Source organism: Streptomyces cyaneofuscatus (assembly GCF_000718135.1).
In the GTDB taxonomy this organism is placed as follows: Bacteria; Actinomycetota; Actinomycetes; order Streptomycetales; family Streptomycetaceae; genus Streptomyces; species Streptomyces cyaneofuscatus.
In genome coordinates this window covers 175,126-187,313 of record NZ_JOEM01000021.1, presented here as the reverse complement: position 1 = coordinate 187,313, position 12,188 = coordinate 175,126, and the positions used below count along the sequence as shown (strand labels likewise).

General features: G+C 70.2%; 10 protein-coding genes and 1 pseudogene. 1 reads left to right on the top strand and 10 read right to left on the bottom strand.

What is annotated here, in order from left to right; genetic code table 11:
* Nucleotides 1–93 precede the first annotated feature (93 nt).
* The 10 genes and pseudogenes from IF17_RS0129510 to IF17_RS1000000139070 form a co-directional block, all read right to left on the bottom strand.
* A pseudogene (locus IF17_RS0129510) lies at nucleotides 94–762 on the bottom strand (hypothetical protein); the annotation flags it as partial.
* Between the two features lie 159 nt (nucleotides 763–921).
* The gene (gene rbsD / locus IF17_RS0129505) at nucleotides 922–1,311 is read right to left on the bottom strand and encodes a D-ribose pyranase (protein WP_030572304.1); all 390 of its coding nucleotides are present in this window, start codon (nucleotides 1,309–1,311) and stop codon (nucleotides 922–924) included.
* Nucleotides 1,308–2,237 (bottom strand): ribokinase, encoded by a 930-nt coding sequence (locus IF17_RS0129500; RefSeq protein ID WP_030572301.1) that lies wholly within the window; start codon nucleotides 2,235–2,237, stop codon nucleotides 1,308–1,310. The genes rbsD and IF17_RS0129500 overlap by 4 nt, the downstream gene beginning before the upstream one ends.
* A gap of 46 nt (nucleotides 2,238–2,283) precedes the next feature.
* A complete protein-coding gene (locus IF17_RS0129495) occupies nucleotides 2,284–4,239 on the bottom strand; it encodes an ABC transporter permease/substrate-binding protein (RefSeq protein ID WP_030572296.1) in 1,956 nt (651 codons plus the stop codon).
* On the bottom strand, nucleotides 4,229–5,815 hold the full coding sequence (locus IF17_RS0129490) for a sugar ABC transporter ATP-binding protein (protein ID WP_030572294.1): 1,587 nt from the start codon (nucleotides 5,813–5,815) through the stop codon (nucleotides 4,229–4,231). Before IF17_RS0129490 ends, IF17_RS0129495 begins: the two co-directional genes overlap by 11 nt.
* Nucleotides 5,812–6,828 (bottom strand): LacI family DNA-binding transcriptional regulator, encoded by a 1,017-nt coding sequence (locus tag IF17_RS0129485; protein ID WP_030572292.1) that lies wholly within the window; start codon nucleotides 6,826–6,828, stop codon nucleotides 5,812–5,814. Before IF17_RS0129485 ends, IF17_RS0129490 begins: the two co-directional genes overlap by 4 nt.
* 199 nt (nucleotides 6,829–7,027) lie before the next feature.
* Nucleotides 7,028–7,747, bottom strand: coding sequence for an SGNH/GDSL hydrolase family protein (locus IF17_RS0129480; protein ID WP_030572289.1), 720 nt, complete (start codon nucleotides 7,745–7,747; stop codon nucleotides 7,028–7,030).
* Complete coding sequence (locus IF17_RS0129475; RefSeq protein ID WP_032772802.1) at nucleotides 7,744–8,211, bottom strand: cupin domain-containing protein; 468 nt, start codon at nucleotides 8,209–8,211, stop codon at nucleotides 7,744–7,746. Before IF17_RS0129475 ends, IF17_RS0129480 begins: the two co-directional genes overlap by 4 nt.
* 103 nt (nucleotides 8,212–8,314) lie before the next feature.
* Nucleotides 8,315–9,148: an AraC family transcriptional regulator gene (locus IF17_RS0129470; protein ID WP_030572283.1), complete on the bottom strand. Its 834-nt coding sequence runs from the start codon at nucleotides 9,146–9,148 to the stop codon at nucleotides 8,315–8,317.
* 401 nt (nucleotides 9,149–9,549) lie between these two features.
* Nucleotides 9,550–9,720: a hypothetical protein gene (locus IF17_RS1000000139070; RefSeq protein ID WP_157851183.1), complete on the bottom strand. Its 171-nt coding sequence runs from the start codon at nucleotides 9,718–9,720 to the stop codon at nucleotides 9,550–9,552.
* A gap of 129 nt (nucleotides 9,721–9,849) precedes the next feature.
* On the opposite strand from IF17_RS1000000139070, the gene IF17_RS0129460 reads away from it, so the two are divergent.
* Entirely contained in the window at nucleotides 9,850–10,698 is an 849-nt protein-coding gene (locus tag IF17_RS0129460; protein WP_157851182.1) for a helix-turn-helix domain-containing protein, read from the top strand.
* Nucleotides 10,699–12,188: the final 1,490 nt, after the last annotated feature.

Below are 12,188 nucleotides of genomic sequence, written 5' to 3'. Positions count from 1 at the left end.
CCCCGACAGAACGTCCCACTCTTCGTCCGAGAGCTCATGTCGCCGCACCATGCGTCATATGATGCCCCATCAATAGCCTTTGAAGACAGGCCCTAGCAGGATCGCAGCCTCCTCCGCCCACCGGCCGACGGCGCAGCGGCGATCCGGCGGCACGGCGCCCCACAGATCCGGGTCAACGGCCGCGGCGGCAAGGTTGGTTGGCCGATCACCGCAGGCCCCTGAGCGGATTCGCAGCTCATCGACCCTGCGCGCATCCCACAGGTGGCGGTGCAGATCGAGGCGGTAGCGCCGGTTCGGATGCGGGTGGGGGTGACGGCGGGCGCCCGGTTCGGTGTGCGAACCGTCCCACAGCGCGAGGCTGATCCGCTGCCCGGCGTCCGCCCAGGCGGGCGGGGTCCGCACGACCAGGTGCAGAGGGCCCGGCCCGTCACGCTCCGGTGGGTCGTAGCGGGCCAGGGCGATCGTCAGCCCCGGGCGCAGCAACCCGTGCGGGGCGATTCTCGGCATGTGCCAGCGCAGCAGGTCGGGAGCCAGATGGCGAAGGTCCGCCCGGATGAGGGCGGCGAGTGCCCGGCCGTGGCTGCTTACCACGGACCGGAGGCGGAGATCGATGTCGACGCCGGCTGCGGCGCACGCTCCTGCCCAGTCCCCGGCCTGGCGGCGGGCGGTCGCGGTCTCGATCATCGGGGCCGGCACGGCGTACTCGCGCACGCGCGGCCAGAAGGAAGGGTGGGAATCCCGGTTCGCGGCTTGAGTGAGCATCAGCACTCACCTTGCGCGGACGGGTCCCCCGATCTGTTCTCGGAGTGATTCATCGCGGGAAGCGTAACTGCGCTCACCGCTATCGGCCAGACCTTTTTTCGCGGACGGGCCGCACCCCTCACCGGAGTGCGGCCCGTCCGCGAGGCGTCGGCCGGCCCGTCAGAAGAACACCCCGCACCGCAGCAGCACATTCGCGTACGGCCGGGCCTCCCCCGTCCGTACGACCAGGCGGGCCGACGCCGTGCGGGCCTTCAGGTCGTCGTGCGGGATCAATTCCAGGTTCGGGAAGCGGGCGGTCAGGAGGCGGGTGGCCTCCGGGTTGGCGTCGCGTACCTCCAGGGCCGCTGTCGCTCCCTCCACCACCAGCTCGTCGAGCAGGCCGTCCAGGACCTCGGCGAACGACGGGGTTCCGGCGCGGAAGGCGAGGTCGACCACGCGGGGGCCCGGTGGGATCGGCATGCCCGCGTCGCAGATCAACACGGTGTCCCCGTGGCCGAGTTCGGCGATGGCTCCGGCCAGGTGGCGGTTGAGGATGCCGGACTTCTTCACAGCGCGTCGACCTCCGCCGGCGTCGGGAAGGACGTCTGGGCGCCCCGCGACGTGACGGCCGCCGCCCCCACCCGTACCGCGAACGCTGCCGCCTCGCGCAGGTCGTCGCCCCGGCCCAGGCGCCAGGCCAGGGCGGCGGTGAACGCGTCCCCGGCCCCCGTCGTGTCGACGGCCTCGACCTTCGGGCCGACCAGGTGGTCCAGGGAGTCCGTGCGGCTGTCGGCCACCAGCGCGCCCTCCGCGCCCAGGGTGATGACGACCGAACGCGGGCCCAGCGCGAGCAGGGCCGGGGCCCACTCGTGCGGGGCCCCGCCCGCGGTCTCGCCGAGGATGTACCGCGCCTCGTGCTCGTTGACCACCAGCGGGTCGCAGGCGGCCAGCACCTCGTCGGGCAGCGGGGCGGGCGGGGACGGGTTGAGGACGAGGCGGGCCCCGGGGCCCAGGCCGCGCGCCGTCTCCGCGACCGTGTCCAGAGGAATCTCCAGTTGTACGGAGACCACCCGGGCGGCGGCCAGCAGCGGGGCCGCCGCTCGCACGTCCTCGGGGGTCAGGCGGCCGTTGGCGCCCGGGGACACCACGATGCTGTTGTCGCCCGAGGGATCCACGGTGATCAGCGCGACACCGGTCGGGGCCCCGCCGACCAGGACGCCGTCGGTGTCCACGCCCGCCGCACGCTGGCTCTCCAGCAACAGCCGCCCGTGGTCGTCGTCGCCGACCCGGGCGAGCAGCGCCGTACGGGCTCCCAACCGGGCTGCCGCGACAGCCTGGTTGGCGCCCTTGCCGCCCGGGTGGACGGCCAGGTCGGAGCCGAGCACCGTCTCACCGGGGGCGGGGCGGCGTTCGACGCCGATCACCAGGTCGGCGTTGGCCGAGCCGACGACCAGGAGGTCGTAACGGTCGTCGCCGGGGGCGGCGTTGTCGTGCATTTTCTGCTTCCTGCTTTCGTCGGTCGGGCCGGGGCGGTGCTCGGCGTCAGGAGAAGTCCGCGACGTTCTCGCGGGTGACCACCTTGACCGGCACCTTCACCGTCTTCTCCACCTTCTCGCCCTTGGCCGCCTTCACGGCGTTCTGGACCGCGATCCTGCCCAGCTCGCTGGGCTGCTGGGCCACCGACGCGTACAGCGTCCCGGCCCCGACCGCCTTCAGGCCGTCCGGTGTGCCGTCGAAGCCCACGACCGACACGGACGTGCCCGCCTTGCTGCCGAGCGCCTTGACCGCGCCGAGCGCCATCTCGTCGTTCTCGGCGAAGACACCGGTGATGCCCGGGTGGGACTGGACCAGGTTGGTCATGACGTCCAGGCCCTTGGTGCGGTCGAAGTCCGCGGGCTGCTTGGCGACCACCTTGATGTCCGGGTACGCCTTGAGCCCTTCGGCGAAGCCCGCACCGCGCTCACGGCTGGCGGAGGTGCCCGCCGTGCCCTGGAGGATGACGATGCTGCCCTTGCCGCCGAGCTTGTCGGCGAGCGCGTCGGCGGCGAGCTTTCCGCCCGCCACGTTGTCGGAGGCGACGAGGGTGGCGGCGTCGGCCTTGTTCACACCGCGGTCGGCGGCGATCACCGGGATGTCGGCCTTGTTGGCGCTGCGGACACCCGGGCCGACGGCGTCGGAGTCCACCGGGTTGACGATGATGGACGAGACGCCCGAACTGGTGAAGTTCTGGAGCTGGTTGGCCTGCTGGGAGGCGTCGTTCTGGGCGTCGGTGACGGTGAGGTCGATACCCGCCTTCTTGGCCTCGGCCTGTGCGCCGTCCTTCATCTGGACGAAGAAGGGGTTGTTGAGCGTCGAGAGGGACATGCCGACCTTCGTCGTGCCCCCGGACGAACCGGAGTTGAGGTAGGACACCCCGCCGACGACAACCGCCACGGCCAGCGCCGCTCCGGCGAACTTGAACGCTCCCCTGCGCCCGGAACCCGGTGCGCCGGGCGCCGTTCCGGCCGAGGAGGCCGCACCCGAACCGGCCTTGCGGCGCAGGGTGTCGAGGAGGACGGCGAGCGCGATGACGACGCCGATGACGACCTGCTGCCAGAACGCGGAGACCGAGAGGAGGTTGAGGCCGTTGCGGAGGACGGCGAGGATCAGCGCGCCGATCAGCGTGCCGGATGCCTTGCCGACGCCGCCCGCCAGGCTGGCGCCGCCGATGACGACCGCGGCGATGGCGTCGAGTTCGTACCCCTGGGCGGCCTGCGGCTGCGCGGAGACGAGGCGGGAGGCCAGGACGATGCCCGCGACGGCGGCGAAGAGGCCGGAGAGCGCGTAGATGACGATCTTCTGGCGCTTGACGCGGAGACCGGAGAGCCGGGCCGCCTCCTCGTTGCCGCCGATCGCATACATCGAGCGGCCGATGAAGGTGCGGCCGAGGATGAGCGCGGTGATCAGGCCCATCGCGATCATCACGAGGACCGGTACGGGGAGCCAGCCGCCGAGCGTGTCGCCGAGCCGGGACACAGAGTCGGGGAAGGCGATCGGGCTGCCCTGCGAGATGACGAGCGAGAGGCCTCGGGCGATCGACAGCATGGCCAACGTCGCGATGAACGGCGGGAGTTTGCCGTACGAGATGAGGGCGCCGTTCACGAAGCCGCAGGCGATGCCCGTGACGATCGCGAGGACGACGGCGAGGACGACCGGTACGCCCGCCGATGTCGCCGACCAGGCGAGGACCGTCGCGGACAGGGCGGCCACCGAGCCGACGGACAGGTCGATGCCCGCCGAGACGATGACGAAGGTGACGCCGAACGCGAGGATCGCGGTGACGGCCGCCTGCACGCCGACGTTCAGCAGGTTCTGGGTGGTCAGGAAGTCGCCGGAGAGCAGCGACATCGCCACCACCAGGACGACCAGGGCGCTGAGCGCGCCGTTGTCGAGCAGGACGCGGCGTATCACGGAGGTGCCACCCGCGCCCGTGTCACTCTTGAGTGTCTCAGTGGCCACGGGGGCCCTCCTCTTCGTTCTTCGGTGCCAGGTCGTTCTTCGGTGCGGGGTGGTCGTGAGTCGCTGCCGTGCCGACCGCTAGGGCCATGACGGCGTCCTGCGTGGCCTCGGCGGCGGGGAGTTCGCCGGCGATCCGGCCCTGGGCCATGACCAGCACCCGGTCGCTCATGCCGAGGACCTCGGGCAGGTCACTGGAGATCATCAGGACGGCGTGGCCGGATGCGGTGAGCTCGTTGATGAGCTGGTAGATCTCGACCTTGGCGCCGACGTCGATGCCCCGGGTGGGTTCGTCCAGGATGAGGACCCGGGTGTCGGCCAGCAGCCACTTGCCGATGACGACCTTCTGCTGGTTGCCGCCGGAGAGGGTGCGGACGTGCTGGCCGAGGCCGGACATGCGGACGCCGAGCTGCTCGGCGATGCGGGCGGCCGCCGTACGCTGCCCCTTCAGGTCCACGAGCCCGGAGCGGGTCGCGGAACGCAGGGTGACCAGGCCGAGGTTCTCCTGCACGGAGGCGTCCAGGACGAGGCCCTGGCCCTTGCGGTCCTCCGGTACGAGGCCTATCCCGGCGCCCATCGCGGCGGGCACGTCGTGCCGGGTGAGGCGTTCGCCGCGTACGTCGACGGTGCCCGCGTCATACGGGTCCGCGCCGAAGACCGCGCGCGCCACCTCCGTACGACCGGCGCCGACGAGCCCGGCGAGGCCGACGACCTCACCGGCGTGCACGTCGAAGCTGATGTCGTGGAAGACCCCGTCCCGGGTGAGCCCCTGGACGGACAGCAACACCTCGCCCGCGTCCGGGCGTTCGCGCGGGTACTGCTGCTCGATGCTGCGGCCGACCATGAGCTGGACGAGCTCGTCCTCGGGGGTGGAGGCGGGCACCTGGTCGACGCTGCGGCCGTCACGGAGAACGGTGACGCGGTCGCCGAGCGCGGCGATCTCCTCCAAGTGGTGGGTGATGAAGACGATCCCGACGCCGTCCGTGCGCAACTGCCGCACGATCGCGAAGAGTTTGTCGACCTCTCCGGAGGTGAGCACGGCGGTCGGCTCGTCCATGATCAGGACGCGCGTGTCGAGGCTGAGCGCCTTGGCGATCTCGACCATCTGGAGCCGGGCGATGCCCAGTTCGCGGACCTTGGCGTCGGGGCGCACGTCGACGCCGACGCGGCGCAGCAGCTTCACCGCGTCCGTCCGCATACGCCGGTGGTCGATGAGACCGAAGCGGCGCGGCTGGCGGCCGAGGAAGATGTTCTCGGCCACGGTCAGATCGGGTACCAGGTTGAACTCCTGGTAGATGGTGGCGATGCCGAGCCGCTCGGCGTCCTGCGCGTTGTCGATGCGCACCTCACGGCCCTCGGCGAGGATCCGGCCGCGGTCGGGACGGTAGGCGCCGGAGAGCATCTTGATGAGGGTGCTCTTCCCGGCGCCGTTCTCGCCGAGCAGGACATGGACCTCGCCTCTGCGCAGGTCGAAGTCGACGTTGTCGAGAGCCACGACGCCGGGGAAGGTCTTGCGCAGACCCTCGATGCGCAGCAACTCGTCCGGTGTGGCCACCAGTTGCTTTTCCGGTGCGGTCACCGGTCGCTCCTCTGGTCGGTCGCGTCCTGTCCGCACGAGCGGCGTACGACGAGACGGGCGGGCAGGGTGACGGACTGCGGGGTCCGTCCTTCGATCAGGTCGGCCAGCGCGCGTACGGCGGCGCGGGCCAGATCCGCGGTCGGCTGGGCGATGGCGGTGATCGGCGGGGCCGTGTGGACGAACCACGGGATGTCGTCGAAGGCGGCGAGCGCGATGTCGTCGGGGACCCGCAGCCCCCGGGCCCGGATCGCGTCCAGCGCGCCGAGCGCCATCAGGTTGTCGGCGGCGAACACGACCTCGGGCGGCTCGGCCAGGGCGAGGAACCCCTCGGTGGCCCGCCGTCCACTGGCGGCCTGGAAGTCGCCCTGCCCGATGTAGGCGGCGGGCAGGGCGAGGCCGAGTTCGCGCAGCGCGTCCCGGAAGGCCTCGACGCGCTCGTTGCCGGTGGTGGTGGCCGCGGGCCCGGCGATGATCGCGAGCCTGCGGTGGCCGAGGCCGTGCAGGTGGGCCACCAGGTCCTTGACCGCGCCCGTACCGTCGGCCCGGACGACGGGCACGTCGATGCCGGGGATCCAGCGGTCCACGAAGACCATCGGCGTACCGCTCAGGGCGACCTCCCGCATCAGCGGGGAGCCACCGTCGGCCGGTGAGACGAGCAGCCCGTCGATCCTGCGGTCGATGAGCGTGCGGATGTGGTGGTCCTGAAGGTCGGGCCGCTCGTCGGCGTTGCCGATGATGACGCTGTAGCCGAGCGCGCGGGCCTCCTCCTCGACGAAGCGGGCCAGCTCGGTGAAGTACGGATTGAGTACGTCACTGATGACCAGGCCGAGGGTGCGGGTCTGCGCGGTGCGCAGCGAGCGGGCCACGGCGTTGGGCCGGTAGCCGAGGGCGTCGACGGCGGCGAGGACGCGGGTGCGCGCCTCTTCGCTGACGGACGGATGGCTGTTCAGCACCCGCGAGACCGTGGCGACGGAGACTCCCGCCTGGGCCGCGACATCTTTGATGCTCGCCATGTCCGGACCACCTCCTTGTGGTTTCCGTACACCTCGAAACCAGGGGCAGACCGCTCGCACGACGCCGTGGAATCGATTACAGAGACGATTGGAATCGATTACATGGCTGAAAACAAGACCCTCCTCCGTGTCCGAGACCGGATCGTGACAGGGAGGAGGGCGGAAGAGAGCGGAGGAGGGCTCAAGCTGCCGGGACCGGTTACGCGCTCCGGGTCGACAGCCAGGCCTCGATGACCTCGGCGACCAGCGCGGCGCCGCGGCTGTTCTGGTGGATGTGGTCGGTGGTGAGCAGGAGACCTCGGCGCCGCGAGATCGTGTCGAGGCTGTGGCGTAGCACGGCGGTCCGGAGAAGGACGCCGAGGCCGGCCGCGGGCGTCGGCTCCCGGTACGGGATCGGCGGCGGGTCCGCCAGGCGGACCTCCTCGACCTGGCGTTCATGGAGCGGGAGATAGGCCACGTCGTTGGCGGCGGCGACCTCGGCGATCAGTCGGCTGTACGCCTCCGATGCCTGCGCCGGCGCTCCGTCGAGTTGTTGCCCGAGGACCGGGAGCGACAGCAGACCGATCGTCGCGTCGGTCTCCGTTCGCAGCCGTTCGACAACGGCCCCCAGGCACTGCTGGAACCAGTCGGCCGACGGACGCTCGGGGAGGTGTTTGCGCTTCATGGTCCGCTCGACGGGATGCCCGGGGAGGCTCGCTCGGGCGTCGTTGGTCCCGATCAGCACGGTGATCACGTCGGGCGGGTCCGCGACGACGGGATCGAGGCGCCGCAGGAGGTTGTAGGCGAAGTCGCCGTTGACACCGAAGCGGGCGAGCCGCACGTCGCCCGGGGGGCGTCGTTGTTCGAAAAGGTCCAGGTAGTCGACGCTGAGCTGCGCGCGGGTGAGGCTGTCGCCGAGGCACGCGACGCGTGTCGTCATGACGCTTGCGGGCCGAGCGTGCCGACGTGCTCGGTGGGGCGGGCGTCGGTCCGGGGACGGTGGTCGGTGCCGAGGCCGGCGGTGATGGTCAGGATGGACGCCGGTCCCGCCATGTCGACCGCGTGCCACGCCCCGGCCGGGTTGACTGTGGCCTCACCCGGCCCGAGGACGACGCGCTCGGGAACTCCGTCCATGTCGCGGGTGACCGTCACCGACCCGGTGAGGCAGACGACCAGTTCGCCGCCGGCGGGGTGGCGCTCCCAGTGGTCGCCGGGGCCGTCGCCGTCGAAGATGGCCACCATCCGGCCCTCGGCGCCGTCCGCCGCGACGGCGGCGCTGTAGGCCTGGAGCACCTCCGGGTCCCAGGCGAAGCCCTCGACGGGTTTCGCTCGTGACCCCAGCCCGAGGTGCACGGGGGTTGTCCGGAGGTTGATGGCGTTGCGTTCGTGGTTGACGAGTCTCATGCGCACGATCGTCACAGGACGGGGTCCGGGCGGTCTTGAAGGAAAGGGAAGGAAGGAAAGGGAAGGGGAACGGAAGTCGGCGCGACAGGCAGCCGGTCGGGGGCTAACCGGCCCCGAGGAGGACTTCGCCGCGCCGCCAGACCGTCGGTGACCGGCCCGTGAACTCGCGCCAGTCCCTCACGAGATGGGCCTGGTCGGCGTAGCCGGAGACGGTCGCCACATCGGCCCACGGGAGCGGATCGTGTGCCGTCGCCAGGTCGTGCGCGTGCTCGAAGCGCAGAACGCGGGCGAAGGTCTTCGGTGACAGGCCCACCTCACCGCGGAACCGCTCGGTGAGGTACCGACGGCTCCAGCCCAGTTCCGTGGCGACCGCCCCGACCTGGACACGGCCCTGCGCCGCGACGAGGCGGCGCCACGCCTCGGCCACCTCGGGGCGCACCCGGGACAGGGGGTCTCCGTCGCCACGGCCGACGGCTCTCAGGAGCAGCTCGTCCAGCAGGGCGAACCGCGCGGCCCATGTCGGCGCCGCCCTGAGCCGGTCGGCCAGTTCGGCGCCGAGCGCTCCGAGAAGCTCGTCGAGCGGGACCAGCCGGTGGGCGAGCGCGGCGGCGGGCATCCCGTAGACGGCGCGGGCACCGAGGGGCGTCAGCGACACCTGCACGCCGTGCTGGCGCCCGTCGTGGTGGATCGCGACGGACCGGCACATCAGACCGCCGGCCACGCTGCCGAACCGGGTGACCGGTGACCCGTCGTCGACGCCCGCCCCGATCCCCAGGGGGTCGGACAGGCTGATCACCGCGGTGAGCACACGGCCCGGCGGACCGCAGTGCACCCCTGTCGGGAATCCGCGCAGGTCGAACCCGACGTACGAGCGGACGTACCGCCGCAGGGCGGGCCCCGGGCGGGCGTCGATCCTGGTCGCCGTAAGGTCCTGCACCCTCGCCAGTGTACGAAACGACAATGCCAGCGAAAGACGACAAAGGCGGTCAGAGCGACGACGTCACGCTCTGACCGGCTTCATTCGGTCGGTTGACCATGGTGGGACGTTCACGAGATCCTTTGACCAGCAGAAACAGGGCTAATTGATGCTGAGGTTCCCGCGAGCCGCAAGATCGTTCCCCGAGTGCATGCGCACGCAATTATTTCTTCCCCATGAAGTGACCGTCGAGCAACTGCCATACCGCCGCTCAGCCTGCGTCTCGCACGGATAGCACGAGCCGGAGAAACCACTCCCTCCGGGACCCAACCATGCAGCATCGGACTGTCCAGCTCAGCGGGGGAACTTCACTCCTCCATCGCGACCAGCGCCTGGGCTGCGACAGGAGGGCTGGCCAGCCTCTACCTGAGCCGCTTGACCAGTGGAGACACGACCTCGTAGAAGCCCTTGAGGTCATCGACGATCCTCTCGACTGCGGCGACCGTCCGACCGAGTTCTTGGGCCATCCGCTCGGCATTGTCGGCGATGGCTCGGACGCGTGCGACGGGGGCGATCGCGACCTGACGGTTCACGTGCCACTTCCTCTCTCCTGCGGGCGTGACTGCGTCGGACTCGCGGATCGAGAAGACGCACCATGGTAGATTTCACGAGTTCCTGGTGTTGTGAAACTCAGGCTACACGGTTCACGAGGAGTCGGTGAAGTGAAAGCAGGATCCAGTTCAGCGGTGGCCTTCGGTCGCGTGTTGCAGGCAGCGCGCAAACGCTGGTCGAAGACCCAAGCCGATGTTGCCAACTTCTTCGATCCCAAGCTCTCCGTGGCCGCTGTCTCGATGGCCGAAAGCGGCAGCCGTCCGCCCAAAACCGAGGCGATGGTCCGTGGCTACGCCGCCGCCCTGGAGCTCGACGAGGATGCTCTGCTTCAGCTCTGGTGGGCGATGCAGGGAATGATCGGAATCGACATCTGGGCCGAAGACCTGCCGGTCCCCCAATGGTGGCGCGAATTCGAGGCGAGTCCTCAGGCAGAGATCGGCTATCACCAAGCCCGTCGCGACGCCAGTAGCGCCTGGACCCCTAACGCGGACTTCTACGAGCCCTCACTGGAGCTGTTCGCTCTCGCCGAGGCGATCTGCACGATCCTGATGCGCCTGCTGGGCGACTCTTGGAAGGTTGGCTACAAACACGAGATCGGCCTCCGCGACCCTGGCGACGTGCGCCTCGCAGCGGTCATCATCGAACTGCGGGCAAGGGTTCCAGACGATGACGAGTCGAACAAGCCTTTCGAATTGATGGCCACGTTCGCGTGCCCGGAACCCGTGGCTCGACCCGTTCCTCCCGAGCCGACGGCGAGGACCAACACTGAGGCCATGTCGCCCGACGTCGCATGGATCCTGTCTTCGGTCGAGGCGATGCCTGCCCGCGAGCGAGCAGCGGTCGCGGGATTCATTCATGGGCTGCGAGAGGGAGCAAGCCTCTTCTCCGAGGAGGTCTCTTCGACGCCTACGTCGCGGACACCTGCCAGCAGGGGCCAGCGAACGCGGGACCGGACATGACTCTGGCCGAGGTTTCCCGTGGCCCAGCTGGTGGAGGCGCCGCAGCAGAGTGGGGCGCACGATCAGGCCGCCGCCCTGGCGGAGCGGCGTGCTGCCGCCCACTCCACCCTCGACGACCCGCGCTCCCTGGCCCAACTGCTGGAGGCTGGAGCGCAAGCAGGCCGTCGCCCGCGCCCCAGCGCCCGGAAGCGGGCTGGCAGCGAGCCGCCTGCGCCACCGCACGCCGCCATCCAGCGGACCGTGCCCTCCGCCGACGCGGCCTCCGAACCACCCACCACCAGCGCCCCACAGTGCAGGTCGCCACGCACCAGACGGCTTCGGTCTGATCCCCCAACAGCCGCGCCCTGCCCAAACAGGGGCTGTCTCTTTGACCAGCCGAAGAGCGCCCCGCGCCACGCCTCGCCTTGTCCGCTCTTCCTCCTTGGACCCGCCATGCCCACACCGCGTACCAGCGCGCCTCGACCACCACCGGCTCGGACGCGCTCCTCTACAACTGCTCGGCGTCCCTGGTGTCCTCGCCGCCGGCATCGCCTTCGGCTCCCTCGCCTGGCTGACCGGCAACCTCGCCAACGCTCTCGTCGGCAGCGGCCCCTGGGCGCCGGCTTCCTTCAGGCCTGCTGGGCCTTCTACCTAACCGTGCTGCACGCACGACAGGCCAGCTGCGACGTGACGGATGCTGTGGTCCCCCTTCCTAGACGCCCATCTGCGCCAGCAGGAGAACCAGTTCGCCTCTGCGCTCGATTCGCTGGCTGAGACACTCTCATATATCTCCCCTGATGCGCTCCGTGATCATGTCAGCCATGCTGTAAGCACGGCCGTGGGATCGGCGTAACCGGGAGCATTCCGAGCACTCCCACCCCTGACGGCCCTACTACAACCACGAGCACAGGCATTCGGCGATTGGCCTGCACCCCGGCCAGCGTGCACAACGGCACCGCAGACCTCGCCCGCCAGCAGCGAGCCCTCCCCCTCGCCCATGCGTACGCGGCGCATCCCGAACACTTTGGCCGCGGCCCGCGACCCCGGCAACTGCCCATGGCCGTGTGGATCAACGAACCCCGACCTGAGACAGAACCCCAGAAGCAGACCCTATGGCCGCTGACTGCCTCAACTGACTTGACAGCTCCAGGCGTGACCACCGAAGTGGTCCTCGCCCCGGCATCTGCCCCCACACGAGGGCGACATGACAGCCCATCACAGGTCGATCTCACTCGACCCGCGACCTCGCAAAGTCCGTGCGCTCCGACTAGCCTTCCGAAGGTGTAGGGGACGCGGATCAGCAAGTGACAGGGGGGGTACGTGGGGTTCTGGCACACCGGCTACATGGAGTTCCATGAGCCGACCGGACTCGAATCGGCCGGCCCGCCAGCCCCGCCAAAGCCCCCTCGGTTTCCCTGCGCTGAGTGTGGACTCGTCTTCTCGTCCGAGCGCGCCCGCCGAGCACACCGCTTCGACGGTCATGCGACCAAGCGGCCGATCCTCCTCTTCAG

Excerpts from the sequence above, each read along its gene's own strand:
- IF17_RS0129475 (WP_032772802.1), bottom strand. The coding sequence starts at position 8,211 with ATGAGACTCGTCAACCACGAACGCAACGCCATCAACCTCCGGACAACC.
- IF17_RS0129485 (WP_030572292.1), bottom strand. The coding sequence starts at position 6,828 with ATGGCGAGCATCAAAGATGTCGCGGCCCAGGCGGGAGTCTCCGTCGCC.
- IF17_RS0129500 (WP_030572301.1), bottom strand. The coding sequence starts at position 2,237 with ATGCACGACAACGCCGCCCCCGGCGACGACCGTTACGACCTCCTGGTC.
- IF17_RS0129480 (WP_030572289.1), bottom strand. The coding sequence starts at position 7,747 with ATGACGACACGCGTCGCGTGCCTCGGCGACAGCCTCACCCGCGCGCAG.